This is a genomic window from Paraburkholderia sp. XV (assembly GCF_020177535.1).
GTDB lineage: Bacteria > Pseudomonadota > Gammaproteobacteria > Burkholderiales > Burkholderiaceae > Paraburkholderia > Paraburkholderia caribensis.
Window position 1 is genome coordinate 113757 of sequence record NZ_JAGUUD010000003.1, and the last position, 26713, is coordinate 140469.

Consider the following 26713-nt stretch of genomic DNA (forward strand, 5'->3'; position numbering starts at 1 on the left):
GCGAGACGTCAAGCCTTGATTCAGGTCAAGCGCGCCTCCGCGCAAGCACCGAAGATAAGAAGCATGCCATGCGACGCGTCATGCAGCGCGGCGAATCATGGTGCAGGGGATACATCAAGGAGGCGGTCATCATGTACAAGCAGATCCTGATTGCACTGGACGGTAGTAAGACGTCGGAACGAGTGCTGAACGAGGCAGTCAAGATGGCCCGCCTCACGGGCGGGAAAATTCAGGCCGTGTACGTGGTCGACAAGACGCCCCTCTTCAGCTATGCCGGATATTACGACCCCATCGCGCTCGTCGACGCGCTGCGTAAGGATGGCCGTACCACGCTGCAGAACGCGGAAGCAGCCTGTCGTCAGGCGGGTGTCGCTTGCGATGTGGAACTTGTCGAGACCGAACGTCTGAACGAAGACGTGGCGACGACGCTTCAGCATTGCGCCGAGCGCCTGGGCGCGGATCTCGTGATCCTGGGTACGCATGGCCGGCGCGGTGTGCGCCGCATCGTGCTGGGCAGTGTGGCCGAGCGTTTCGTCCGGTTTGCGCAGTGTCCGGTGCTGCTCGTGCGTGGCACCGAATCTGAACACGGAGAACAGGGCTAGGAGCCGACATCCGGCGGCGGTCGAGACCGATGCAACGGCTTCGACCGCCGACCAGATGAGGACGAAAAATGAAAGGCATCCTCAGGCTCGCATTCAAGCTGCTCGTCAACGATAGCGCCAAGTTCACCGCGCTGATCGTCGGCATCACGTTCGCGGTGTTCCTGATGATCGAAATGACGTCGCTGTTTGCGGGCATTCTCAACAAATCGTCCTCTACGGTGATCAATGTCGGCGCCAAGATGTGGGTGATGGATCCCGCCGTACAGACGATCGCGAGCAGCATCGGCATGCCGGACTATGTGCTCGACGCTGTGCGCAGCATAGACGGTGTCAAATATGCCGTGCCGCTGTATTCAGGGGCTGCGCTGGTGCGTCTGCGCGATGGCGCGTATCAGGCCGTCACGGTGATCGGGCTGGACGATGCGAGCCTGTTCGGCTGGCCGAAGATGAAAGCAGGCCGGATCGAAGACATATACGCGGAGAACGGTTTCATTGCCATCTATGATGCGGAATTCGTCAAGCTGCACAACCCCACGCTCGGCACGGACTTCGAACTCAACGACCATCGTGGCGTCGTGGTCGGTATCGCGACCGTGACCAGTAGCGGCCTGTTCGGCACGCCGACGCTCTACACGACGTACAAACGGGCAGTCGAATACATTCCGTCGACGCGCTACACCACGTCCTACATTCTCGTTGAGCCCAAATCGGCCGCGGACATCGCACATATCAAGCAGGTTGTCGCGTCGCTCGGCTACGTTGCCTACACGAAGAAAGAGTTCATGCAACGCATCTCGCACTTCTACAAGTACGAAACGGGGCTGGGCACGAACATCCTGTTGATGACGGCGATCAGCTTCATTGTGGGCCTGTCGATTTCCGGCCAGACCTTCTACACGTTCATCCTCGAAAACCTGGAGAAGTTTGGTGCACTGAAGGCGATCGGCGCAAAGGGCCGTGAACTCGTCGCGATGATCCTCTTTCAGGCAACGTTTACCGCATTGACGGGTTACGGACTCGGCGTGGGTCTCTGCGCGGCGTCGATCAGTCTCGTCCGTCTGCGCGTGCCGGACTACGCGGCAATGATCACCTTCGGCAATCTCGCACTCGCATTTGCGATGGTCGTGGTGATCGCAGCCTCATCGAGCTACCTCGGTGTGCGGCGTGTGCTGCGCATCGAGCCGTTCGATATTTTCCGGGGCTAGCCGTGGCCGCCGTTGCGATCGACGCGCGCGGGCTGAACAAATGGTTCGGCGAAGGCGACGCGCGCACGCAGGCGCTGTCGGACGTGGCGATGCAGGCTCGCTTCGGCGAAATGCTACTGATAGTCGGTCCGTCTGGCAGTGGCAAGACGACTTTGCTGAGCGTGATCTCCGGGATACTGCGCCCGGACTCGGGCGCGGTGTCGATAGACGGCGTCGATCTCTGGCAACAGGGCGACAACGACATCGCGGACTTCCGTCTCAAGCGAATCGGGTTCGTGTTTCAGGACTATCACCTGTTTCCACGTCTCACCACCGTGGAGAACGTCGCCATTCCGCTGATCCTCAGACGCCGCGACTGGGACGATTCGATCAGCGAGGCCATGACGTGGCTCGACGTGGTCGGGTTGCGCAACCGTGCCGCGTTGCCGCCGATGAAACTGTCGGGCGGAGAGCAGCAGCGGGTCGCGATTGCGCGCGCGATCGTCAGCCAGCCTGACATCCTGATCCTCGATGAACCGACGGCATCGCTCGACGGCGACACCGGACGTTCGATCATCGATTTCGTGAAGCACAAGGTCCTCAACCACCATCGCTGTATCGTCATCGTGACGCACGACAGCCGGATTTTCGACTACGCGGACCGCGTCATGCATATGGAGGACGGCAAGCTCAAGACCATCGACGCGGGAGGCGGAAAATGAAACAGCGGCTTCTGTTTCTGCTCGCGTTCGCGGGATTCGTCGCGAGCATTGCGGCGGCGTGGGTCTATGGGATCCAGCAGCCGCCCCAGCCGCCTGTCTTCGATCCCGCGTCGAATCCGTATGCACACGGCGTGTACGCGACTGGCATCGTAGAAAGCGATCAGCCCGCCGGCGCGAACATCAATATCTACCCCGATGTGTCCGGCGCTATGACCAGGCTGCTGGTGCACGACGGCGACTCCGTTCGCCGTGGCGACGTGTTGCTGGTCATCGACGACGCCGTCCAGCGGGCGACAGTTGCGCAACTCGAAGCACAGGCGGAAGCTGCGCAATCTCTGCTCGACGAACTGCGCGCGCAGCCGCGTCCCGAAACGCTGGAGGTGGCGAGCGCACAGGTCGGCGCAGCGGCGGCCAGCCTCAAGATGGCGCAGGATCAGTTCGACAAGCAGAGGCATGCGTACGAGATCGACCCGAAGGCCGTCAGTCGCGACACGCTCGACAATGCCGCGAATGGAGTCGCCGTTGCGCGCGCCAACCTCGACGTAGTGACGCGGCAGTACCGCTTAACTCGCGCAGGCGCGTGGACATACGACGTGCGCAACCAGGCGCGTCAGGTCGATGCGCTGCGCAAGGCCGCTGAGGCTGCATCGGCGCAACTGGATCGATATACGCTGCGTGCGCCCGCCGACGGCGTAGTGCTGTCGGTGAACGCGGCGCCCGGCGCGTATCTGTCGTCTCAGGGCGTGTACGACACATATGCGCAGGGTAGCGCACCCGTGCTCGTTCTCGGCACGCCGTCGAACCGGCTGGCCGTGCGCTGCTATGTCGACGAGATTCTGATCAGCCGGTTGCCGGACCTGCATGCGTTGAAGGCGCGCATGTTCATACGCGGTACGTCGGTGCAGGCGGATCTGCAATTCATGCGTGTGCAGCCCTATGTGACGCCGAAAATCCAGCTGACGGACCAGCGTACCGAACGTGTCGACGTGCGCGTTTTACCCGTGCTTTTCCGGGTCGTCACGCAACAGCCGACACGCCTGTTTCCAGGGCAGATCGTCGATGTGTACATTGCCGCCAGTTGAGCGCTGCAGGCGCGGTACGGCCGCGCGTATTACGCGAGCCTTGGCGTTGGCAGCGGGCGTCGCGCTCGTCGCGGCTTGCACGGTGGGCCCGAATTTTTCGCGGCCCGCCACGCCGAGTGTCGAACGCTATGACGCATCAGACGCATCGTACATCGCCTCCGGAAGACAGCAGCAGACCTTGTCGCCCGCCGTCCCGCTGCGTGACGACTGGTGGACCTCGTTCGGCTGCCACGCGATCGACATGGCCGTCGACGAGGCCCTGACGGGCAACGTCGCGCTCGAACACGGAGAGGCGACGTTGCGGCGAAGCGAATACCTGTTGCGCGCGGGTGCCGGCGTCTTTTTTCCTCAAGTCGATGCACAGGGCGACGCGTCCCGTCAGCGGTTTTCTCCTTTGCGCACAGGCATCGACGCGCCGGCGTCGATCTTCAATCTGTTTACGCTGTCAGCGACCGTCAGCTACACGCTCGACATCTGGGGCGGCGAGCGCAGGCAGGTCGAAGCGCTCGCGGCACAAACGGATGCGCAACGCTATGCGCTTGTCGCGACCTACCTGACGCTGGCCGCCAATGTCGTCAATGCGATGATCGCGCGAGCTGCCTATAACGACGAAATTGCCGCGACGCATGAAATACTCGAACTCGTGCGCGAACAGGTTCACATTACGGAAGCCCAGGTTGCGGCGGGCACGAGCGCGTGGTCGGCCGTACTGTCGCTTCAGAACGAACTGGCGACGCTCGAGGCATCGCTGCCCGGACTCGAGCAGAAGCGCAACGAAACCGAGCATCTGCTCGCGCTGCTCGCGGGGATGTACCCCGAGCAATGGAGCGCACCTGAGCTGTCGTTGGGTGAGATCCAATTGCCATCCGTGTTGCCGCAGACACTGCCGTCTTCGCTAGTCCGGCGGCGCCCCGATATCTTGCAGGCGGAAGCCGTGCTGCATGTGGCGAGTGCGGATATCGGCGTTGCCACGGCGGCGATGTTTCCTCAGATCACGTTGTCCGCTTCGGGTGGTGTCGAAAGTGCGGTGCTTCATTCTCTCGGGACACCGGCCGGACAAGTCTGGAGCGTCGCCGCGGGCGTGACGGCCCCCGTGTTTCATGGCGGTGCATTGTGGTTCCAGCGTAAGGCTGCCGTGGCAGCCTATAACGAATCGAGCGCCGCGTATCGCGAGGTGGTACTCGCGGCGTTTGCCCAGGTCGCCGATGCGCTGCGGGCGCTCGAACACGATTCGCAGACGGTCGACGCGCAGACCCGTGCGGTTCAGGCCGCAGGCGAGGCGCTGCGGCTCATCAAGGACGCGTATCGGGCGGGGACCGTCGGCTATCTGCAGATACTCGTTGCCGATGGTCAGTATCATCAGGCGCGGATTGCGTGGCTGCAGGCCATCGCGCAGCGCCTGCAGGACACCGTTGCGCTCTATGCGGCGCTGGGCGGCGGTCTGGTTGCCGACTCCTGATCGCCGTCGGCAAAGGCCGTGTCGAACGTTCGTCGCATCGCGCTGCGATTTACGTCGCCTTCTCGCAAACGGGAACCGGGGCTTCGGGCAACTCGCCCCAGCCGATGGGTGCGAAGACGGTTCCACCCGCCAGTTCGATCAGTTCGGTGAACCTCAGCAGTGTGACGCCTGCCATGATGTGAATCTGCGTGCCGTGAAAATAGCTTTCAGTGCGCAGCCAGGGCGACGCGCCCGCATTGAGTTCTAACACGCTTAGCGAATGACCGTTGAGTCCGGCCTCGGGCGGGAAAAGCGGGCCGTCGAAAGCGACCTTCAGAATCTGATCGGTGCTGTCGCCGTAGGGCAGATGCGCATGAAGCTGATACGACGCCTTATCCCAACCTTCGCCCCATTGTCTGTCGAGACCGATGCGAGTGAAATACGCCCACGGCCCGCGGACGAAGCACAGGCGATAGATGTTGCCCACTCCATCCAGATCGACCCGCAATGTCATCTTTGCACCCCAACCGCATACGGAACACATGAGCCTTCGATACCTTGAAGGCGGCAACCCAATCGTTGCACGCGCCGGACGGATCGTGTTGATGCAGGTCAACCGTGCGCGGTGATCACGGTCTCGCAGGCGTTGACGTGCATCAAATCCACCGGCAGGCGCTGGGCTAATCTGGCGTTGCACCTTGCGGTCCAAATGGAGTCGTAGCCATGCAGATATCGTTTCCTTCCTGTCGCCCTGATTATTGCGCGCGCGACCTGGTGTTAACGTTTCCCGCGCTCGTCGATCGCCAATCCGTGCAATGCGCGATTACGGCAGAAGCGCTCGAAGACCATTTCGGCGCGAGGTCGTTACGAGAAGAAGACCTGATAGGCGCGTTCACTGCGCATCGTCATGAGATCGAGGTTGCCGCCCGGCGGATGCTGAACGAGGTCGGCGGGAATCCTGTTCTGCTGCACAGCGGTTATTTTCGCTTTTGCATCTGATGCGGCAGGTAATGGACGCAGATTCGGTGACAGGCGAAGACATCAGATCGAGTACCGGTTTCCAGAAGGCTGGGTCATCGAAGGTCTGCACGGGAACGTTGGTATCGAAGGCAAAGGTCTGCGCCGTTTCGGCCGAGGTCAGCGGCTCGGCGGTGGCGAGTTGCAGCGACAACGTGGACGTATCGGCGTCGGAGGCATCGCGACGATTGCGCTGACGTGTGACGATGCGCTCTGCCAGGATGTCGGGGGCGGCGTGAAAATCCAGTACGCGCGTCGGTACGCCCAGGCGCTCCCCGAGCGAGAAAAAGGCGCTGCGGTGGCGACGCTCGAGGAAAGTCGCGTCGACGATCACGCTGTAGCCTGCCTGTAGAACAGAGGTTGCGAGGCCGATCAGGTGGTTGTAGACGGCGTGTCGTGCTACTTGCGTGTAGTGCGTCGCGTCCAGGCGAGTAGTTGCCGCGGGCGTGGACTCCAGACGCTTGCGTTCGACATCGCTCGACAGACACACTGCGCCGCTCGACTCCGCCAGTGCCTGACTGGCGACGGATTTACCGGAACCCGAAAAGCCATGGCAAAGCAGCAGGACGGGCGGCGGATTTTTTGACTCGGCTGCGGCGATATCCATGTAGCGGGCGGCATCGCGCGCTGCTGCGGCGGCTTTCGGATGCAAGCCGTTTTTGCTGTAAAGATACGCCACGAGCGCTCGAACCAGAGCGCGATATGCGACATAGAGCGGCATAAGATCGAGTGCCGCATAGTCGCCCGTTGCCTCAAGCCATCGGTTCAGCAGCCGATTCGACAGACGCGTTCCTGCGCGCGCCCGCAGATCCATGACGAGGAAAGCAATGTCATTGGCGATATCGATCCAGCGCAGCGCATCGTCGAAGTCGATGCAGTCGAACATGGAAACCTCGCCGCGCCAGCGCATCACGTTGTCGAGGTGCAGATCGCCATGACAGGCGCGCACGAAGCCGTCGGCACGGCGCCTGTTTATTGCGCCCGCGCGTTGCGCAAGTTGTTGTTTGCACCAGGCGGCGATTTCACGCAGAGCCGGCTCGTTACAGCCTGCCTGCAGGGACGCATTGACAGCGTCGACCTGCGCCTTGAGTAGCGCGGCGCTGCCATATCGGGCGAGCGGTGCGTCTCGCGGCGCATGCCGATGCCAGGCCGCAAGTCGATGGGCAGCACGATCGACATCGTGCGGCGACAGCGCTCCGCTTCGCGCGAGACTGGAAAAGAGCCCGGATTCGTCGAAGCGACGCATCTTGACTGCGTGTTCGACTGTGCGGCCCCCCGATTCGAGCGTGAGCGTACGTCCACGGCGCATGATCGGAAGCACGCCGAGGTAAAGTCCCTGCGCAAGCGGTCTGTTCAGCCGCACCTGGGCTTCGCAGCAACCTCGCCTTGCCTCTGGCGCGGTGAAATCCGCGAATCCCGGCGCGACGGGCTTGATGATCTTATATGCGAACCGGCCCGCGAGGTACACGATTGAGATATGCGTTTCTATTCTGATGATCCGGCCAGCCGGATGCGCATAGGTGCACCCTCGCTGCATGGCGGCGTCCACACCCTGCACCTGACGTCTCGCAGCCCGGATGCGGTTCGCGCCATGGAGCGGGCCCGAATTTGTTGAATGAGCGCGCCGTTTCGTCGTTCTGTGTCTGAATGGTTTGGTCACGCCTGCCTCCCGCTACGGGTTGGTGTGTCTTTGGGTTGTCTGATCGGTATGCTCAAAGCCGATTTCCTCGATTTCACGCCAGAATCCGCTCAGAGCTGGATGAACGGCGTCGCGCCCGCGTGAGCCCGTGAAAAGGTCATAGTGATTGCATGCCGGAACGGTTATGTGACGGTCGTGCGGTGCCGAGGCACCGCACAATATGTGAGCGCAGTGCGTCTGGCCGGCGCCGGTGATGTCGTCGAGTTCGCCTTCGACGGTGCACAACGGTGTGCGGGAGAGCGCGTTCAGTTCGACGCGCCGACCTTGGACCCACCACGCATTGCGCGGTAGCAAATGCTCCTGGAAGACGATGCGAAGGATGTCGAGGAAGTAGCGTTCCGCCATGTCCAGTACGGCGGCGTACTCGTTCAGTGCTCGCAGCGACTGGACGGCGGCGCGCGTGTCGCCTGCCAGCCAGTGCGACCAGTAAGCCAATTCGAGACGGACGTGCCGTTCCGGATGCGCTGCGAAGATAGCGGCCTGCTGGATGAAGCCGGGATAGACGCGCCTTCCCGCACCGCGATACGGCGGCGGAACAACGTCGATCACATGGTTGCGAAACCATGTCAGCGTGTGCGATGTGGCGAACCGGTCGATTATGGTCGGATTGAGGCGGGTATCAATGGGCCCGCCAATCAGCGAGATGCTGGCGAAGGGCGCCGTACGCTCGCTGGCAAGCAACGCTGCGGCGGCGAGTGCGGGTACGGCCGCCTGGCACACGGCGACGACGTGTATCGGCGGTCCGTGTGCGTGGGCCGTACTGAGGAAGCATTCGAGCGCAAGCACATAGTCGTCGAGCGACAGAGGACCGGCATCGGGTGGCACATCACGCGCGTCAGCCCAGTCGGAAACGAACACGTCGCGCTCCTCGAGCAATGTTTCGACCGTTTCGCGCAGCATGACGGCGTGGTGGCCCGCCAGCGGCGCGCAAAGCATGACGGGCCAGCCGACTACCGCCTGGGGCGCCACGCGGACACGAGTGAATTTGCGTAGTGTGCCCGCCGGCAGGGAACGGACGACGCTCTCTTCAACATCGATCCCGTTCCCGTTGCTCGTCACCGCGTGGATTTCGAACGGCGGCGCTTGCCCGTAGGCACATGTCGATCTGAGTAGCCAGTGGCTGAACGCGTTTGCCATGTCTGCCGTGTCCGTCGCGGGCATGTGTGTCGAGACGCCGCAGATGTCGTTGCGCAGCGTTCCCCCTGCAATCGTTCGGGCGAGGCGCCGTTGTGCATCGATGAAGGCATACCACATTGTCAACTCCGTGGGCCATCAATAGCGCAGAAAACGTTGCCGCACCGGCTGGCACGCATCGGTAGTGCGAGACATGATCGCCCCCGTAGCATTCAGGACCTGGCCATGCTCGATTGAGGGAACTCATGCAAATTCCCGGCCCCAGTCGCCGCGACCTGCACCATCGGCGCGATCCTTCGGCGGATGCACGATCATGCAATCGGTCGTCAGCAGGAGCGACGCCACCGAGATGGCGTTCTGCAAGGCGGTGCGCGCCACCTTGACGGGATCGACTATGCCTCGTTGGATCATGTCGGCATAGTCGCCGTGAGCGGCATCGTAGCCGAATGCATCGCCCGCTTCGGCGACGGCATGGACGACAGCCTGCGCATCGGCACCGGCATTTTGCGCGATCTGTCGCAGCGGCGATGCAAGCGCGTCGTATACGATCCGTGCACCGATTTTCTGTGCCTGCGTCTCGCCGTAATGTTCGAGGACACGGCGCGCGCGCAGCAGCGCGACGCCTCCGCCAGGCACGAAGCCTTCCTCGACGGCGGCGCGTGTCGAATGAAGCGCGTCTTCGAAGCGGTTCTTCCGTTCGCGCAGTGCGGTTTCGGTTGCGGCGCCTACCCGGATCACGGCGACTCCGCCCGAAAGCTTGGTGAGCCGTCGGTTGAGGTTCTCACGCTCGTATCCGTCGGTGCTCGCGTCAATGCGCTTCCTCAGTCCGGCTATGCGATCCGCGACGCGCGCATGATCTCCATTGCCTGCCACGATGGTCGTCGTGTCGCGCGTAATTTCGACGCGCCGTGCAGCACCGAGATCTTCGAGGGTGGCGTTTTCGAGCGTGCGTCCCGTCTGCGCCGAGACGACGGTCGCCCCCGTCAGGGCAGCGAGATCTGCTAGTTGCTCGGTGCGGCTCTCACCGAAGCCGGGCGAGCGGATCGCGCAGGACTTGAACGTGCCGCGCAGATGGTTGACGACGAGTGTGGCCAGTGCTTCGCCTTCTATCTCGTTGGCAATCACGAAAAGCGGCTTGCCTGTTCCCATGACTGCTTCGAGGATGGGCAGCAGTTGTGGGATCGACGAGATATTCATATCGCACAACAGCACCCTCGGTTCGTCGAGCACCACATTGCGCTGGTCTTCCCCGAGATAGAGCGGCGAGACGAGACCTCGGTCCAGCAGAGATCCGTCGACCGTCTCGAGTTCGTCGTCGAGTTTGGAGCCGTCCTCGATACTGATTGCGCCTTCTTTCCCGACGCGCGTGACCGCGTCGGCCACCAGCGTGCCGATGCTTGCATCGCCGCTCGCGGAAATCGTCGCGATCTGCCGCATTTCGTCGACCGTCGAACACGGGCGTGCGAGCCTGCGAAGTTCGGCGACGACCTGTTTGCCCGCATCCTCGATGGCACGCTTCAGGGCCATCGGATCGTGCCCTGCCGTCACGCATTTGTTGCCTTCCACGACGATCGCCTGTGCAAGCGTTGTGGCAGTTGTCGTGCCGTCGCCCGCGACTTCACTCGTGCGCGTTGCGACCTCGCGAAGTAACTGAGCGCCCATTTCTTCGTACGGATCAGGCAGATCGACCGAGCCCGCGACCACCACCCCTGAGTTTGCGACGAGCGGCGCGCCCGGCACGCGCTCGACGATCACATTGCGGCCGCCGGGGCCAAGCGTGACCTTGACGGCCTCAGCAAGCGCGTTCACACCGTTAAGCAGCAACTGCCGCGCATCCTGATGAAATACGAGTGATTTGTGCAACACGAGAGACCTCCGCGGGCGTTGTCCGATAGCGCATTCGGTGCGGCTACCGTAATGGACTGTTTGCCTATTTAAGTCCCCGCAGTCGGGAAGGCTGTTGATCTGTGTCAATCGGCCCGAGGCGATGGCGGCAGAACATCATGAGACCGGACACGCCGCTCCTCGATGCCCCGAGAAACCATGATGCCCACACAGCGTCCATCGCGCGCTCCGCGCAAATCGCCCAGGTGGTTCGGCCTGGTGAGTATCGCGATCACAATGTTCTTCGTTATGGTCGTCGTACTACAGTTCCTGACGGCGCAAGGCATGACGACGGAAATTGCGTACAGCGATTTTCAGCAACTGGTTGCTGCGGGACAGGTCACCAACGTCGAGATAACGCCCACCCGCATCACGGGGGCGCTCAAAATGCCGGGTGCCGCGTCACTGCTGCCGGCGTCCGACACGGCAGCGCTCAACAGGAATGGCGAGCCGTGGCGCTTCACGACGGTACGTGTCGCCGATGACGGCCTGGCTGACACCCTTACCGCAGCGGGCATCCGCTACACGGGTGGCGTGGACAGTGCGTGGCCTGGCATGCTGTTTTCCTGGGCCGTGCCATTGCTGGCCATGTTCTTCGTGTGGAATCTGCTAGTGCCGCGCATGGGCGGTTTGCAACAGTACACAAAGATGGGCCGCGGCAACGGCCATATTCTCGTGCAGAACGAAACAGGCATCACCTTCGACGACATCGCGGGAATCGATGAAGCCAAGGCGGAACTTAGACAGATCGTCGCGTTTCTGCGCGACGCCGACCGGTATCGCCGTCTTGGCGGCAAGATTCCGAAGGGTGTGCTAATCGTCGGCGCGCCGGGCACGGGTAAAACGCTGCTCGCCAAGGCCGTTGCGGGTGAAGCGGGCGTGCCCTTCTATTCGGTGAGCGGCGCGGGATTTGTCGAAATGTTCGTTGGCGTGGGTGCCGCCCGCGTGCGGGATCTTTTCGAGCAGGCGCAAGGCGAGGCGCCTTGCATTATTTTCATCGACGAACTGGATGCGCTCGGCAAAGTGCGCGGAGCCGGCCTGACTTCAGGCAATGACGAGCGCGAGCAGACGCTCAACCAGTTGCTCATTGAGATGGACGGTTTCAATTCGAATTCGGGTGTAATCATCATGGCGGCGACGAACCGCCCTGAGACGCTCGACCCCGCGTTGCTGCGTCCCGGCCGGTTCGACAGGCATATCGCTATCGACCGACCCGACCTCAACGGCCGCCGTCAGATTCTCGCGGTGCATACGCGCCACGTGAAGTTGGCGGACGACGTCGATCTGAACGAACTGGCCTCCCGTATGCCTGGCTTCGTCGGTGCGGACCTCGCGAATGTCGTCAACGAAGCTGCGCTGCACGCCGCTGAAGCCGACAAGCAGGCCGTCGACATGTCCGACTTCGATGAAGCAATCGACCGCGCGATGACGGGCATGGAACGCAAGAGCCGCGTCATGAACGCGCAGGAAAAGATCACGATCGCGTATCACGAGGCGGGGCACGCTCTCGTCGCACATAGCCGCAAGCACTGCGATCCCGTCAAGAAAGTGTCGATCATTCCGCGCGGCGTCGCCGCGCTCGGTTACACGCAGCAAGTGCCGACGGAAGACCGCTACGTGCTGCGCCAAAGCGAACTGCTCGACCGGCTCGATGCGCTGCTCGGCGGCCGCGTCGCAGAGGAACTGGTCTTCGGCGATGTATCGACCGGCGCGGAGAACGATCTCGATCGCGCGACGGCGATGGTGCGGCATATGGTGAGCCGTTACGGGATGAGTGAACGCATCGGGCTGGCGACGATGAGCGAATCGACGACTGCTCTGGACGTGCCGGGACCAGGTGGATGGCGCGGGTCGTCTTGCAGCGATGCCACGGCCCGTCTTGTCGACGAGGAAATTCGCCGGATGCTCGAAGAGGCTCATGCACGCGTCAAAGCCACGCTCTCAAACCAGCGCGCGACGCTCGAACGCATCGCCCGGCTGCTGCTCGAGCGCGAGGTGCTCGATCACGAGATGCTGCAACGCGCGATCGACGGCACATCGAAGACGGTCGAGCAGGTCGGCGTGACACGCACCGGTGCAGATGTCGATGCGGGAGCACGCAAGGAATCGTGCTCTGGATGAACGCGGACACTCGCGCGCGTTTCGCCCTCGCGGCCGGTGAGTGCGCTTGACATGAATCAACGGCGCGGCGCGGGTTCGGGCTAGGCTGAAGGCACGACTCACGATACTGCTCGTCCCGAACAGCAAGGGAGAGCTTCGATGAAGATGTGAACCGGCTTTCGAAGGTCGGACAACTGGGGCCATGTCCTGGCCTGCTTACCTGAAGGAGAAGTGCAATGAGCAATCTGACGCGTTTTGACCCGTTCTCGCTGGACCCGGTCGTTTCGGATCTGTTTCAGGGTTTTTTCCGGCCCATGCGGTCGATAGCGACGCCTCAGGAGGCCGAGCTTGCGTCAATGAAGATCGACGTGACGGAAAACGATGGCGCCTACACGGTGAAGGCTGAGCTTCCGGGCCTCGACAAAAAGGATATTGACGTACATATCGACGGGCGCATCGTCTCGATCAACGCGAAGGTCGAACGCAACAAGGAAGAAAAAGAAGGCGAGCGCGTGATCCGGCGGGAGCGCTATTCCGGCGCATTCAGCCGCTCGTTTTCGCTCGCAGGCGAGGTGGATGACGCCAGAGCGACGGCCGAGTACAAGGACGGCGTGCTGTCGTTGAACCTGCCGAAAAAGGCGCCGGCCGACCAGAAGCGCCTGACGGTGAACTGATACGTGCGCGGCGTGCCTTGCTTGTCATGGCGCGCTTTTCGGGGTCTCCGTGCTGCGAACAAAAGAAGCCGAACGGATCTACGGGGAATTCGAAACGGGCCTGATTTCCAGGCCTGTTTCCTTTGTTGGCGCAATGTGGGGATTGCGGGCGCGGACGGCCACCGTCGCCCGCTGTCCGGAGGAACAAGATGATGTCAATCTGCGAGCGAGGTTAGCGTCGTTCCTTGCGCGCCGACCGTTTGCGCAAGGATAGGCAGTTCGTCTTCGTTCAGCTTCAGTGCGTCGCTCAGCAGACGATGATTGATCCAGCCACGCACGACGCAGCCAAGCCCTTCGGAGGCGCAGTACAGCGACACGTTCTGCGCCATTGCGCCCGCAGAAACGGCAGAAAAGATATCGCGCTGTTGCGGCGGCATGTCGAGCAGACGCGACATGTTCACCACATACACCAGGTCCAGCGGCGCAGCGCCGACAAAGTCCTGATAACCGGTCAGATTGCGCGCATCGCTAGCATGCTTGAGGACGAGCCGATGCGCGGGCGCATCGTATCGATAGACGCCATTCGGCATCACGGCATACAGATCGACTTCATTGAACGCATGTGCCGATGGCGCGGTGCGGCCGCCCGTGCGCGGCCGATTGATGCCATCGGCCGCCCACAGCAACGCGCCGAGTGTGGCGGGGGTAAGGGGCGCGTCGGAGAACTCGCGCGTGCTGGCACGTAGCGCGAGCGCTTTCATCAGCGGCGCGCCCGAGGTCATATCGGGTTTCGGAAGTTCGATAACGGCAGGGGCGTCGCCCCGGGCACGAGCCGGCGCACGACCATGCGCGGGTTTGTAAGTCAGCAGTTGCGTGTCGGACATGATCGACTCCTTCGTGGATGGGCCGATGCATTCGCATAGGCGTCGGTGCATCGCTTCCAGGATAGAGGCGGGTCGAGTTGCGACTGTTGACTTCAGTCAATCGCATCGCGATGCGGTTTGTGCGACCAATGCCAATGACAGTGACAGCGCCGATCATCCCGCCAGGTGCGCGAAATGCGCGACGCCCGGCGCTTCGTGCGAAACGCGCAGCAATAGTTCGATCAACGCATAGCCGGTGGCGAAGAGCCAGGCGGGCATCGGAATGGGCGGAAACAGCAGCATCACCCGTCTGGGTGGAAAGATCAGCGCATAGGCGACGAGCGCGTCGAACACGCCCGCCGATGCGCCGATCGCCGGATAGGCGTCGCCTGTCGACGTCAGGCCCGCGAGCAACTGCGCGACACCGCCGCATAAGACGCTCGCGAGATAGAGTCGCAGGTTCTACCCGCCCCCAGCACGCGCTCGACCCCGCGCCAAACATGAACAAGCAGAGCATGTCGAACACAAGATGCGCGACGTTCGTATGCAGCGCACCGTAAGTCACGATTTGCCAAATGAGGAAAGCGGGGACGCTTTGCGTTGGCGTGATAAAGCGGCCACAACGCGATCCGGTCGATCGGCGAAACGGGGCTCGCCGCTTCGATTGCAAATGCAAGCACGTTCAGCGCAATCAGGAAGCGTGTCATGGCTCTGGGCTTACGGGAGTGGGACCTGCGGATAAAACTGGTATCAGAATAATGCTGAGAAGTCCCGCATGCTTGATCTGTATCAGTCCCATTGTCTGCCCGCGGGACGAAGCTTCTCTCTGGTGGCGCGAGCCACGATTCAGATCGAGGAGATGCGCGATGAAATCAGACCGCCAGTTGAGAAAGCAAGTCGAGGATGAACTCGAGTGGGACCCCGCGGTGACAGCGACGGACATCGGGGTGGAAGTGACGGACCGGGTGGTCACGCTTTCCGGCCATCCTCCAAGCTACGCTGAGAAGCTCGCCGCCGAAAAGGCGGCGCATCGTGTGGCGGGCGTGAAGGCTGTCGTGGTGGACATGCAGGTCCGGCTGCCGCAGAAGGACGAACGCACCGATGAAGACATTGCCAGTGCCGTACACGATATCGTGCACTGGACAGTCGGCCTGCCGGACGATTCGGTAAAGGTTCAGGTCGAAAAAGGGTGGGTCACGTTGACGGGCGCGGTGGACTGGGGATACCAGGCCCACATCGTCGCACGAGCGATCAGCCACATGCGCGGCGTGCGCGGCGTCGGCAACCGCATCGAAGTGCGTGGCCATGTCGCACCGCAAGACATCGGCGCACAGATCGCTCGCGCGATGCAGCGACATGCGGATCGCGAAGTCAAACACATCGGCATCGATGTCAAGGATGGCACGGTCACCCTGACGGGCAGAGTCGGCTCTTATGCTGAGCGCGCCGTCGCGAGGGGGGCTGCGTGGAGCGCGCCGGGGGTGCGAGCCGTGGTCGACGATCTCGTTGTCGAATGACATACCGCCTCTCGCCGCCGCGCCTTCTCGTGATGCGCGGCGGCGCAGGAAAAGGAGCTTGTGATGACCTTGTCGGGAAACGTGCAGGAAGCAGAATGGTCCGTGAACGTGCAGACGGAACCGGTTGAAGATGGCGGGTATCGGTCGACGATCCAGGTCCGACATTCATCGCCGGAAGGCGACTTCGAACATACCTTTCAGCACGGCAAAAAATTCAGCACGGAACGGGATGCCGTGCTGGACGGATTGCGCGAGGGAATGACGTGGATCGGGCTGAAGATGGCACGAACCATCAAGGTGTAAAAACTGAACGTGCTTTTGGCAGATTGACGCAGGTCAATTGTTCGAATCCGTGCACGCGTAACGTAGGCACGGGTCACTGGCAGGATCAATCGAACGACGATGGCAACGCTTCCTCTGACGACCGACGAAAAGCTACAACCATTGCCGGAACATACGGCTCGGCTCACGACGCCTACCGCTGCGTCCCACGTTTTTCGAGGCGATACACGGGGCGACGCCCAGACCGGTTGTCACGGGGAAGGGAGATCTCACCCCGTGCTTTCGCGCGACCTTCTTGATCGCGCCGCGCATGCCGGAGTCGCTGCCCTGACGGGCGGCCTGTCCCCGACGTCTGTGGCGCTTGCCATCATGGATTGGACGCTGCACATGGCCGTTGCGCCGGGCAAGCTACTGGAGCTTTCGACCGCGGCTGCATTGGCGGGCGCCGAGGTTTCACACGACGCCATGCGCGCAACCGTCGCTGAGCCCAGGCGGGAGCACGCGCCCGGCGATCCGCGCTTCGCCGGTGACGATTGGGCGGCGTGGCCGTTTCATGTGTATCGCGACGGCTTTCTCCGGCTCCAACACTGGTGGGAGTCTGCAACGACGGCGATACCGGGCGTCGAAAGACATCACGAAGAACTGGTGCGCTTCCTGGCTCGCCAATGGCTGGATGCGTGCTCGCCCAGCAACTTTGTCGCTACCAATCCAGTGGTGCAACGGGCAGCGTGGTCGAGCGGCGGGACGAGCTTCGTCACGGGCGCATTGCACTGGCTTGCAGACCTGCGTGACCTTGTGCACGGCGGTCCGGGCGGCGAGCACGCCTACCCGTCGGAATGGCAGCCAGGCAAACACGTCGCCATCACTCCGGGCAAAGTGATCTGGCGCAGCGAGTTGTGTGAATTGCTGCAGTACGCACCGACGACACTGACGGTCGCAGCAGAGCCAATCCTGATCGTGCCGTCGTGGATCATGAAGTACTACATTCTCGATCTTCAGCCACATGATTCACTGATCCGCTATCTCGTCGACGCTGGCTATACCGTCTACACGATTTCGTGGCGCAATCCCGGCGAGGCGTTCCGTGACGTCGGACTGGAAGCGTATCTGCAGGAAGGATTGCTCGCAGCTCTTGCGCAAGTGCGCGAGCGTGACGCCCAGCAGGTGCACATGGTTGGCTATTGTCTTGGCGGAACCTTGCTCGCGATCGCGGCGGCGGCGCTCGTTCGCGACGGCAGAGGCGACGAACTGAAAACCGTGACGCTGCTCGCCGCTCAGACGGACTTCACCGAACCCGGCGAACTCGGCCTTTTCATCGACGCCAGTGAACTCGCGGCGCTCGATGCGCTAATGTGGCGCCAAGGTTATCTCGATGGGGCGCAGATGTCGGCGGCATTCCAGTTGCTCAAGTCACGGGATCTGATCTGGTCGCGGATGATGAGCGAGTATCTGCTCGGCCGCCGTTCGCAGCCAAACGACCTGATGGCATGGAACGCCGATACGACGCGCCTGCCGTACCGGATGCACAGCGAGTATCTGACCTCGCTGTTTCTCGACAACGATCTCGCGGAAGGGCGATACTGCGTCGGCGGACGGCCTGTTGCGCTGTCCGATATCGAGGCACCCATGTTCGTCGTCGGCACCGAGCGGGATCATGTCTCGCCCTGGCGCTCCGTTTACAAGCTGCACCTGCTCACACACAACGAACTGACGTTTCTGCTGACGGCGGGTGGGCACAACGCCGGCATCGTGTCGCAGCCGGGTCACCCGGATCGCTATTACCGCTGCGCGACGCGAGCGGCGGGAGAGCCGTATCGCGGCAGACAGGAGTTCCTCGCAGCCAACGAACCTGTCGATGGCTCATGGTGGCCGAGGTGGAATGCGTGGCTGCGCGAGCATTCGGACGGCGAGGCGCCTGGGCGCACGATCGTCGACGGACTGGACGATGCACCGGGCACCTACGTGTTCGAACGATAACTGCGCGACGGGGCGGGCAGACTCGACAGCCATTGCAACAGTTCGCGGTAGTCGGCATGCGCGGACAGCGGCGAGCGCGGCGCCGCGTGTACCAGCCGCGACCGTTGAACCCGTTGCGCACGAGTAGCGGCAGATAACAGCTGTGATCGATGTGCGCATGCGTGAGTATCACCGTGTGGATGGAATCGGCGGCCACAGGCAGCGGGGCCAGTTGCGCATCCGCAGGTTCTTGACGCCCTGAAATAGACCGCGATCTGCGGGGACTGCTGCGCATCGACGTCGGACCGGCCGCTTGAGTGAGCCCATGAGACGCGACGAAACGGCAACCGGCAAGCCTCCGCCGGTGAGGAAGGCGCCTTAGTAGCTGGGGCGCCGTCTCACCGGCCGTGCTGTCACGTCGTGGCAGCCATTGCTGCGCAGTCGCGCACGAGTAAAACGGGAGTGTCGGCAAGCCGCACAGTGCGGGCCGCTACGCTACCGACAAGCCATCGTTCGAAGCCTCGCCGGCCATGAGTGCCGAGAACGAGCAGTTCGCCTTTCCAGTCCTGAACGTCGCGTACGATGGCGTGAGGGACGTCATCCCGGCTTTTACGTGTCTTGATCAGTGCCGTCTCCGCGTAGCGCCCCCGTTCGGCGCAGATGCGCGCTGCGCGCTCAAGGACAGTGCAGCCCTCCTCGAGATAGACATTTTCCAGCAGGTCGATGGCCGCGCCATCCATCACGTGGCTCGCTCGATCCACGACATAGATCGCACGCAATTGGGTATCCGGGGTCGCCAGTTGAAGGCCCGTTCGCAACCCCACGATAGAACAGGCGCTGCCGTCCAGGGCGAAAGCCATGCGTTGAGCGGGTTTGTCCGTCGGAACGCGACTGTCCTGCGGAACCAGCAGCAACGAGCAGCTTGCGCGGCGCGCAACAGGTTCGGACACCGTGCCTTCGACCCAGCGCAGCAGGCCCCGATGGTGCCGCATGCCCATCATGATGAGGTCCGCGTGCCAGTGTGACGCGGTATCGAGTAATGCGTCAGCAATGTTCCCGCGGTGCACGGAAAGATCGACCAGGCCGGATTCGAGCTTCGTCCCGGCAAACATAGCCTCGATCCTGGCGAGCGCTGCGCGCGAATCGGCCACGATTTCGTCCCTCGCAGACGCGAGAAAGTTTTGCGTGGTTGCGCCGAGTGGAAGTCGCGTGCGCGGATTCTGCGCAACCGTGACGACCCGGATCGTCGCGCGACCGGCGAACAGGGCCTTCGCGTACTCGGCTGCGCGTGTCGTTGCTTCTGAATCGTCGATCGCCAGCATCACGCGCCGGAACGCGCGCCCGGCCGTTGACTCCACGCTGGATGCTTGCGCCATGGTGTTTCTCCGTATCGGGCGAAAGGTTGATCCTGATTCTCCATCGAAAAACGCGCTTCCGATTGATCGACGTCAAGCCACCCGGACGCGTCCTTATAGCGCGACGCACGCGTGGCACAGCAACCTGCTTGACTTCGATCAACTGCGCGGGATGCACACGGATTAGGCTGACCGTGTGAACCGTGCGTTCAGTTCGCGAACTGAAGCACTTCAGGAGGAGCGTTGCCATGAAACCGGACAGTCAACTGCGTCGCGAAGTGGAGGAAGAACTGGCGAACAATCCGGCTATCGATGCGAACCGGATTGGCGTTGCCGTCGCGGATGGCATCGTTACGCTCAGCGGGCACGTTTCGGACTATGCGCAGAAGCTCGCCGCCGAACGATCCGCGCTGCGGATTGCTGGCGTGGTCGCGGTCGTTGCGCATATGGACGTGACGCTGCATCAAACCGATCAAAGAACGGACGAAGACATTGCATTGAGCGTGCGCGCCGTGCTCGACTGGATATCGGGTCTTGAAGAAGACGCGATCAGGATCAAGGTCGAAAAAGGCTGGGTGACGTTGAGCGGTAGCGTCAAGAACGGTTACCGCAGCCATATTGCGGAGAAACACATCGGGCACATGCGCGGTGTCACGGGCATCACGAACAACATCAGGATATCGGGTAGCGCTTCGCCTACCGATATCGAGTACAACATCCGCAAGGCCATTCAGCGTCATACCGAGCGCGAAATGAAGCATATCGAGGTTCAGGTAGACGGGGGCAACGTCACCCTGTCCGGACACCTCAGCTCGACGGCTGAACGCGCGATCGTGTGGGGCGCAGCGCGCGCCACGTCGGGTGTGAAAGCCGTCGTGGATCGGCTCGTGATTGATTGACAGAACGCTGGCGCAATCACGCGGCGGACATGATGTAACAGGCAATGATTGGAGGCACAAATGAACTGGTTGACGGAATACTTCGCGCAAGGAACTCGCACGTTGAATCTTTCGTTGTGGGCATATTCACCGGCTGTCATGGGTCCGGATGGACCGATCGTGCAGCCTGCCGCGTTGTGCGCCCCGTATCCTGGTATCGAACTCGTGTTCTCTCCCGCGGGAAAAACCCGGCACGGCGATAGAACCTACGAGCTTCCAGCACGATACGACAGCACGGGTCCGATGAAAGCGACAACTGCGGCTGCGGCAAAAGACCATGCGAACTTCTTTCGCGAGGTCTCCATTTTCGCGCCATCGCATCTGAACGGCGAAGCCGTCGTTGTGATCAACCATGCGTTCTCATTCACACCGCGATTTGCTGCAGACGGCACGCCCGGCTTCGTGGGACTGGCCATGCCGGATTCGGACGACTATTTCCGCGCCGGCCAGATGAAGCTTCCGTGGATGTTTGCCGGATACGTGAGTATCTGAGCGGACCGCAATACGCGTGAATCACGAGCGAGGAGTAGTCCATGAGCAGGAATGGAGCGGAGGTCATCTGGTTCGACGCGCTGCGCCGTACCGATGTGCCGACCGTGGGCGGTAAGAATGCGTCGCTGGGGGAGATGGTGGGCTGCCTCGTCGGCAAGGGCATTCGTGTTCCGCCCGGCTTTGCGACGACTGCCGACGCGTATTGGCAATTCATCGACGCCAACGGCTTGCGCGAAACCATCTCGACGGTGCTATCGGAGTTCCGTGCCAATCGACGCTCGCTTGTTGATACCGGGGAAACCATCCGCCGGGCAATCCTCCGGGGCGAATGGCCGGACAGCACGACGCGTGCCATTTGTGACGCGTATGGCGACCTCGCACGCCGCGTCGGCATCGACGATCCAGACGTCGCTGTACGCTCCAGCGCTACGGCCGAAGATCTGCCGGATGCGAGCTTCGCGGGGCAGCAGGAGACCTTGCTGGCCATTCGCGGCCCGCACGCGTTGATGGATGCGTGCCGCCGCTGCTATGCGTCGCTATTCACGGATCGCGCTATCAGTTACCGCGAGGCACGAGGCTTCGATCACATGAGAGTGGCACTCTCGATCGGCGTGCAGCAGATGGTACGCTCGGACCTTGGAGGGGCGGGCGTGGCATTTTCGATCGATACCGAAACCGGCTTCGACAAGATCGTCCTGATCAGCGCGGCATGGGGGCTCGGCGAGAACGTCGTGCAAGGTGCCGTCGATCCCGACGAGTATGAAGTGTTCAAACCGCTTCTGCACAACGAAGCCTTCGCGCCGATCATAGGCAAGAAGCGTGGCAGCAAGCTGAAAAAAATGGTGTACGCGAAAGGCGGCGCGCATCCGACGAAGAACGTGCCGACTTCGAAAGCCGAGCGCGCTGCGTTTGTTCTTTCCGATCGTGACGTGCTCACAATCGCGCGATGCGCGTGTGAAATCGAATCGCACTACGGGCGGCCGATGGACATCGAATGGGCAAAGGACGGCCTGGCAGGCGGCATCTTCATTGTTCAGGCGCGGCCCGAGACCGTCCAGTCGCGGCGCGAGTCAACCGCCATCAAGACTTTCCGGCTCGAGTCGGCGGGACGCGAACTCGTCACAGGCGTCAGCGTGGGCCAGGCGATCGCTACCGGGAACGTGTGCGTCATCGACAGTCCCGTCGAGCAGGACCGTTTTGTCGATGGCTCCGTTCTGGTGACAGCGGCAACAGATCCCGACTGGGTGCCCGTGATGCGGCGCGCGGCGGGCATCGTGACGGACCACGGCGGCCGCACGTCGCACGCTGCCATTGTGAGCCGCGAACTCGGCCTGCCGGCCATCGTCGGCACGGGCAACGCGACGCGGGTTTTGCACGACCAGCAGGAAGTGACGGTGTCCTGCGCGCAAGGGGAAGTCGGGCGCGTATTCGAAGGCATCGCGGACTATCAGGTCGAGGAGATCGACTTTGGGGCTATTCCGCATACCCGCACTCAGGTCATGCTGAATCTCGCCAACCCGGACGCCGCGCTGCGCTGGTGGCGCATGCCGGCGGACGGCATTGGACTGGCGCGGATGGAGTTCGTCATCAGCAATCACATCAAGATTCATCCGATGGCGCTCGCATGCTATGACCAGTTGAAGGATTCCGACGCCGCCCGGACTATCGCTGCGATGACGGAAGGGTATGACGACAAGACTGAATACTTCGTCGACCGGCTTGCCTGCGGACTCGGCCGCATAGCGGCTGTGTGTTATCCGCGTCCGGTGGTGGTGCGTCTGAGCGACTTCAAGACCAACGAATACGCGAATCTGATAGGGGGACAGGCTTTCGAGCCGGTCGAAGAAAATCCGATGCTCGGTTTTCGTGGCGCATCGCGCTATTACTCGCCGCGCTACGGGCCGGGCTTCGCACTCGAATGCCGCGCGCTGCGGCGTTTGCGATTGGAAACGGGGCTCGACAACGTGATCGTCATGGTGCCGTTCTGCCGGACACCGGATGAGGCGGATCGCGTCCTCGAGGCGATGGCGGCCAATGGCCTCAGGCGCGGCGAGAACGGTTTACAGATCTATGTGATGTGCGAGATTCCGGCGAACGTGATCTTGGCAGAAGCATTCGCACAGCGGTTCGACGGATTCTCGATCGGCAGCAACGATCTGACGCAGCTCACACTTGGAGTCGACCGCGACTCCGCTGAACTGGCATCGCTGTTCGACGAACGCAACGAAGCCGTGCGGTGGATGATTCGCGAGGTTATCGAACGGGCGCATCGTGCTGGCGCGAAAGTCAGCCTGTGTGGTGAAGCGCCGAGCGTACATCCCGAGTATGCAGGCTTCCTCGTGGAATGCGGCATCGATGCGATGTCGGTGAGTCCCGACAGCTTCATTGCCGTCAAGCGGCACGTCGCGCAAGCGGAAGCGCCGAATGGTTCGACGGGTGGCCAGCCGCGCAAATCGATGCTTTCTGAAATGGTGCGGTAGGGGCTTGCCATGATCGACGTTCTCACAGTCACACTCAATCCCGCGGTCGATTTATCGACGGCTGTCGACCGCATCGTCGACACACACAAGCTGCGATGCGAAGTCGCGCAGCGCGATCCGGGCGGTGGCGGAATCAACGTTGCGCGGGTGTTGCATCGCCTTGGCAGCGAATGCGTTGCACTGTTTGCCGCCGGTGGAGCGACGGGCCGCATCCTCAGCGATCTGCTCGATGGCGAGAACCTTCGCACCCAGCGCATCGACATAGAAGGCGAGACGCGGGAAAACTTCTCTGTCAAGGAGACGTCCACCCGTCGTGAATACCGCTTCGTGTTGCCTGGACCGGCTCTCGCGCCCTCGGAATGGAATGCATGTCTGCGCGGCGTGTCCGCTCATGTGGGCTCTGCGCGCTTCCTTGTCCTGAGCGGAAGCCTGCCTCCCGGTGCACCGCCGGACGCCTACGCACAGCTTGCCCGCGCGGCCACTGGTGCGCGGCCGAACATCCGGGTTGCCGTGGATGCGTCGGGCTCCACGCTCGCAGCGGCACTCGATGGCGGCCACGTCGACATTGTCAAGCCGAGTCTGAACGAACTGCGCGAATTGACGGCGCTGCCGCTGAACGATGTCGACGACCAGATCGATGCCGCCCGAATGTTGATCGCGCAACGCAAGGCGATGATGGTCGCGCTCACGTTAGCCGATAAAGGTGCAGTGCTCGCGACGCACGACGAAACATGGTTTATGCCTGCGTTGAAAACGGAAGTACGAAGTGCAATTGGCGCGGGAGACAGTTTCCTTGCCGGACTTATATGGGCACTCGATCACGGCGCCGTTGCCAGCGAGGCACTCGCCTATGCGACGGCTGCGGCTTCGGCTACGATGAGGCAAACAGGTACGCGGCTTTGCGATGCACGAGACGTGGCACGCTCATACGCAAAGGGGGACGGTGCTGTACCCACGCGAGCTAGCGCGCGCCCTCGCCACGCGCACGGGGAGTTGGCGCCGTCGAAGCAGTGAAGTGCTTTGCTACGAACGCTTCGATCCTCGTGACGCGCAATGCAACGTCTCGTGCCTGCACCGCACCTTACTACGTAGCTGAAAAGGATCAGGACCAGGGCCGGCCAATACGTCGATGGCAATGTTGTAAGTCCAGGCATCTTGCCGATGGCGCTAAAGGGGCAGGCTGACGCCCGCGATGGCAACTGCAATGCTAGTCGCAATCAGAGCCGAACTTGTTTGCCGTCTCGAACTGCGAATCGACGGGTGCCGTGCTGGCGTGCGCATTCTTTTCGCACGGCATCGATACCATCACTCCGATCATGATCGGGGCACGCGGATCGCCCAGAACATACGATGCCGTGGCAAGCACAAGGAGCAGCAGATCGAGGGGATTCAGCGTTCTGTTGATGAGTTCGCCGACGAGGGGGTGGTGCGTATCGTGGACGACCCGGTTCGGACCGGTGACTCGCAGGCGACGTACGGCTTCGTCAGCCGTGAGTCCGCCTGCTGTGCTGTTCATTCGCGCGAGTATCTCCTCCGTCGACCGTTGAGCGTGGTCTGCGAGGGAGACGGCATCGATTGTCCGCTGATGCACTGCGTCACGGGAAGAACGCCAGAGGCGCTCCCAAAGCGCGGGGAATGATCACACGCTGTGTGATTCGGCGGTCTGCATTGTGATGACGCTTTCGAGTCGTAGACAACCAGAGCCTGGTGCACGCGATCCGACAGCTATTGATCTGTGTCAATCACCATGAGAAGAAGGGCGCTCGCCGACCTGCACTGCAAGCGGGCAGACCGCGGCTCGTCAATGCAGCGACCCGTCGAGCAACAGGTTGCACACATCGGCGACGAAACGGTGGAGCGACGACAGCGAGCCCGTTACGCTGTGATAGCTTTCACGTCCGATCCGTCCATCGAGCATCACTTGCATGCCCGCGCGACGTGCTATGGCAAGGATAGTGTCGTCGGAAAGCACGCACGTCGGGGACTTCGTCGTGCTTTCGCTGGCGGCATGGCAGGACCGCTCGGAACGGCTTTCAGTACGCGCTTGTATGACCGCGACAGAGGATGACATGATCGTTCTCCGAATAGGCAGATTCAGTGCACATCGGTTTCGGCCCCACCTGAAGAGACTCGAAATCCACGATTGAAGTATCGACGGTCGCGGGCGTAACCGCTATCAGCGCGGGATGAACGTTGACTAGGATATGGTGGTCAGCTATCGGAATTTTCCTAGCGGAGCATGCAAGGCGCTTGCGCAAGATCACGGCGGTGCTTCATGGGCATCGTACCAGTCGACGATCGACTGCCATACGGCTTCAGCAGTCTCACGAAAAACAAGCAACCGCATGTCGTCCTGCGAGATCATTCCCTCGCTTATCATGAAGTCGAAATCGATTGTGCGTCTCCAGTAAGACTCTCCGACGAGAACCACAGGCAATGGCTTGATTTTCTGCGTTTGCAGCAGCGTCAGGACCTCGAACAACTCGTCGCAGGTGCCGAATCCACCGGGAAAGAACACAGCAGCGCGCGCGCGTTCCAGCAAATGAAGCTTGCGGATGGCGAAGTAATGCAGCTTGAAGCAGAGTTCCGGTGTGATATACGGATTCGGTGCCTGTTCGCGCGGCAAGGAAATATTCAAGCCGATACTCGGCGCGCCGGAATCAAAAGCTCCCCGATTTGCAGCTTCCATGATCCCGGGGCCGCCCCCCGTCACCAGCGCAAGTGATGACAGTGCACCGCTGCATCGTGCAGAACCGGCTATACGGCCCAGTTCTCGCGCAATGTCATAGTAACGGCTTCGTTCAAGTTGCGATTTCGCGACTTGCAGCGCGTGGTGTGCCTGCGGATCGTCGCATTCTTCTCGCAGCATGCGCCCGGCGTCTTCGACTCGTTGACGCGCGACAGACGACGCGGGGATACGGGTACTGCCGTATACCACAATCGTGTGGTCGATCGCGTGGCGCTGCAGCGCCTCCTCCGTTTTCCAGTAGTCGAGTTGCAAGCGGACGCCGCACATCTCGGGGCGTCTGAGGAATGCGAGGTCTTCGTCCGCCTGAAGATAGGTCGGACTTTCGATCAGGCCTTGCACGCGCGAGGCAAGCGCCGATGGGTAACCCGGACCGTTTTTCATAGGCTACGTAACGGATAGCGATGACGCGCGCGCACGCGGCGAGCGCTAAGTTGCATAAAGACGTCCCCAGCGGTGGGCCGGGTCGGGATCACCCCCAAGCGGCACTTTGCCGCCGGACACGCGCCGGCAGTTTTCTTCGTTTTGCGTTCATCCGTGCTGCGCGTGTGCAGGCGCGTCGCTACCGA

General features: G+C 61.9%; 25 protein-coding genes and 1 pseudogene. 15 read left to right on the plus strand and 11 right to left on the minus strand.

The features are described from left to right. The first annotated feature begins 131 nt into the window (after positions 1-131). From KFO72_RS02770 to KFO72_RS02790, 5 genes are all read left to right on the plus strand, one after another. On the plus strand, positions 132-602 hold the full coding sequence (locus KFO72_RS02770; RefSeq protein WP_060608031.1) for a universal stress protein: 471 nt from the start codon (positions 132-134) through the stop codon (positions 600-602). Positions 603-670: 68 nt separating this feature from the next. Beyond that, entirely contained in the window at positions 671-1807 is a 1137-nt protein-coding gene (locus KFO72_RS02775; protein WP_054932154.1) for an ABC transporter permease, read from the plus strand. A 2-nt stretch (positions 1808-1809) separates the two neighbouring features. Beyond that, positions 1810-2508 (plus strand): ABC transporter ATP-binding protein, encoded by a 699-nt coding sequence (locus KFO72_RS02780; RefSeq protein ID WP_054932155.1) that lies wholly within the window; start codon positions 1810-1812, stop codon positions 2506-2508. After that, positions 2505-3590 (plus strand): HlyD family secretion protein, encoded by a 1086-nt coding sequence (locus KFO72_RS02785; protein ID WP_054932156.1) that lies wholly within the window; start codon positions 2505-2507, stop codon positions 3588-3590. Before KFO72_RS02780 ends, KFO72_RS02785 begins: the two co-directional genes overlap by 4 nt. Beyond that, a complete protein-coding gene (locus KFO72_RS02790; RefSeq protein WP_054932157.1) occupies positions 3568-5049 on the plus strand; it encodes an efflux transporter outer membrane subunit in 1482 nt (493 codons plus the stop codon). The genes KFO72_RS02785 and KFO72_RS02790 overlap by 23 nt, the downstream gene beginning before the upstream one ends. A 49-nt stretch (positions 5050-5098) precedes the next feature. Here KFO72_RS02790 and KFO72_RS02795 read toward each other — a convergent pair whose 3' ends face one another. After that, positions 5099-5542: a hypothetical protein gene (locus tag KFO72_RS02795; protein WP_054932170.1), complete on the minus strand. Its 444-nt coding sequence runs from the start codon at positions 5540-5542 to the stop codon at positions 5099-5101. A 209-nt stretch (positions 5543-5751) separates the two neighbouring features. On the opposite strand from KFO72_RS02795, the gene KFO72_RS02800 reads away from it, so the two are divergent. Beyond that, positions 5752-6027 carry a DUF1488 domain-containing protein gene (locus KFO72_RS02800; protein ID WP_082433906.1) on the plus strand — a complete coding sequence of 92 codons (276 nt, stop codon included), beginning with the start codon at positions 5752-5754 and terminating at the stop codon, positions 6025-6027. On the opposite strand, the gene KFO72_RS02805 is transcribed toward KFO72_RS02800, so the two are convergent. The 3 genes from KFO72_RS02805 to groL form a co-directional block, all read right to left on the minus strand. Next, complete coding sequence (locus KFO72_RS02805) at positions 5921-7705, minus strand: AAA family ATPase (RefSeq protein ID WP_412101752.1); 1785 nt, start codon at positions 7703-7705, stop codon at positions 5921-5923. The genes KFO72_RS02800 and KFO72_RS02805 overlap by 107 nt on opposite strands. A gap of 12 nt (positions 7706-7717) precedes the next feature. Then, positions 7718-8998, minus strand: a complete 1281-nt coding sequence (phaZ, locus tag KFO72_RS02810) for a polyhydroxyalkanoate depolymerase (protein ID WP_225031332.1) — start codon at positions 8996-8998, stop codon at positions 7718-7720. Positions 8999-9121: 123 nt separating this feature from the next. Further along, the gene (gene groL, locus KFO72_RS02815) at positions 9122-10744 is read right to left on the minus strand and encodes a chaperonin GroEL (protein ID WP_225031333.1); all 1623 of its coding nucleotides are present in this window, start codon (positions 10742-10744) and stop codon (positions 9122-9124) included. Positions 10745-10999: 255 nt separating this feature from the next. On the opposite strand from groL, the gene ftsH reads away from it, so the two are divergent. Together ftsH and KFO72_RS02825 are read left to right on the plus strand one after the other, a co-directional pair. After that, on the plus strand, positions 11000-12883 hold the full coding sequence (ftsH, locus tag KFO72_RS02820) for an ATP-dependent zinc metalloprotease FtsH (RefSeq protein ID WP_225031334.1): 1884 nt from the start codon (positions 11000-11002) through the stop codon (positions 12881-12883). Between the two features lie 215 nt (positions 12884-13098). Then, a complete protein-coding gene (locus KFO72_RS02825) occupies positions 13099-13536 on the plus strand; it encodes an Hsp20/alpha crystallin family protein (RefSeq protein WP_225031335.1) in 438 nt (145 codons plus the stop codon). Between the two features lie 194 nt (positions 13537-13730). Here KFO72_RS02825 and KFO72_RS02830 read toward each other — a convergent pair whose 3' ends face one another. Continuing rightward, a complete protein-coding gene (locus tag KFO72_RS02830; protein ID WP_054932171.1) occupies positions 13731-14399 on the minus strand; it encodes a SagB/ThcOx family dehydrogenase in 669 nt (222 codons plus the stop codon). Between the two features lie 153 nt (positions 14400-14552). Continuing rightward, positions 14553-14792 carry a rhomboid family intramembrane serine protease gene (locus KFO72_RS41970; RefSeq protein ID WP_250637320.1) on the minus strand — a complete coding sequence of 80 codons (240 nt, stop codon included), beginning with the start codon at positions 14790-14792 and terminating at the stop codon, positions 14553-14555. Positions 14793-15244: 452 nt separating this feature from the next. On the opposite strand from KFO72_RS41970, the gene KFO72_RS02840 reads away from it, so the two are divergent. The 3 genes from KFO72_RS02840 to KFO72_RS02850 all read left to right on the plus strand — a co-directional run bounded on the left by KFO72_RS02840 (position 15245) and on the right by KFO72_RS02850 (position 18154). Continuing rightward, entirely contained in the window at positions 15245-15895 is a 651-nt protein-coding gene (locus KFO72_RS02840; RefSeq protein WP_060608052.1) for a BON domain-containing protein, read from the plus strand. Positions 15896-15958: 63 nt separating this feature from the next. After that, positions 15959-16198 carry a hypothetical protein gene (locus KFO72_RS02845; protein ID WP_054932163.1) on the plus strand — a complete coding sequence of 80 codons (240 nt, stop codon included), beginning with the start codon at positions 15959-15961 and terminating at the stop codon, positions 16196-16198. Between the two features lie 99 nt (positions 16199-16297). Next, positions 16298-18154 carry a PHA/PHB synthase family protein gene (locus KFO72_RS02850; RefSeq protein WP_225031336.1) on the plus strand — a complete coding sequence of 619 codons (1857 nt, stop codon included), beginning with the start codon at positions 16298-16300 and terminating at the stop codon, positions 18152-18154. A gap of 55 nt (positions 18155-18209) precedes the next feature. On the opposite strand, the pseudogene KFO72_RS02855 reads toward KFO72_RS02850, so the two are convergent. Then, positions 18210-18409 (minus strand): annotated as a pseudogene (locus tag KFO72_RS02855) (MBL fold metallo-hydrolase); the annotation flags it as partial. A 137-nt stretch (positions 18410-18546) separates the two neighbouring features. After that, positions 18547-19509 carry a universal stress protein gene (locus tag KFO72_RS02860; protein ID WP_225031337.1) on the minus strand — a complete coding sequence of 321 codons (963 nt, stop codon included), beginning with the start codon at positions 19507-19509 and terminating at the stop codon, positions 18547-18549. Positions 19510-19736: 227 nt separating this feature from the next. Here KFO72_RS02860 and KFO72_RS02865 point away from each other — a divergent pair, with 227 nt between their 5' ends. The 4 genes from KFO72_RS02865 (at position 19737) to KFO72_RS02880 (ending at position 24412) form a co-directional block, all read left to right on the plus strand. Next, complete coding sequence (locus KFO72_RS02865) at positions 19737-20387, plus strand: BON domain-containing protein (protein WP_054932166.1); 651 nt, start codon at positions 19737-19739, stop codon at positions 20385-20387. A gap of 159 nt (positions 20388-20546) precedes the next feature. Beyond that, positions 20547-20918, plus strand: a complete 372-nt coding sequence (locus KFO72_RS02870; RefSeq protein ID WP_225031338.1) for a hypothetical protein — start codon at positions 20547-20549, stop codon at positions 20916-20918. Positions 20919-20959: 41 nt separating this feature from the next. Further along, positions 20960-23398: a phosphoenolpyruvate synthase gene (gene ppsA, locus KFO72_RS02875; RefSeq protein WP_225031339.1), complete on the plus strand. Its 2439-nt coding sequence runs from the start codon at positions 20960-20962 to the stop codon at positions 23396-23398. Between the two features lie 9 nt (positions 23399-23407). Beyond that, the gene (locus KFO72_RS02880; protein ID WP_060608067.1) at positions 23408-24412 is read left to right on the plus strand and encodes a 1-phosphofructokinase family hexose kinase; all 1005 of its coding nucleotides are present in this window, start codon (positions 23408-23410) and stop codon (positions 24410-24412) included. Between the two features lie 193 nt (positions 24413-24605). On the opposite strand, the gene KFO72_RS02885 is transcribed toward KFO72_RS02880, so the two are convergent. The 3 genes from KFO72_RS02885 to KFO72_RS02890 all read right to left on the minus strand — a co-directional run bounded on the left by KFO72_RS02885 (position 24606) and on the right by KFO72_RS02890 (position 26528). Next, a complete protein-coding gene (locus KFO72_RS02885) occupies positions 24606-24989 on the minus strand; it encodes a cation-transporting P-type ATPase (protein ID WP_225031340.1) in 384 nt (127 codons plus the stop codon). 210 nt (positions 24990-25199) lie between these two features. Continuing rightward, entirely contained in the window at positions 25200-25325 is a 126-nt protein-coding gene (locus KFO72_RS41980) for a hypothetical protein (protein WP_263627259.1), read from the minus strand. 333 nt (positions 25326-25658) lie between these two features. Continuing rightward, positions 25659-26528 (minus strand): LOG family protein, encoded by an 870-nt coding sequence (locus tag KFO72_RS02890; protein ID WP_176053446.1) that lies wholly within the window; start codon positions 26526-26528, stop codon positions 25659-25661. Positions 26529-26713 lie beyond the last annotated feature (185 nt).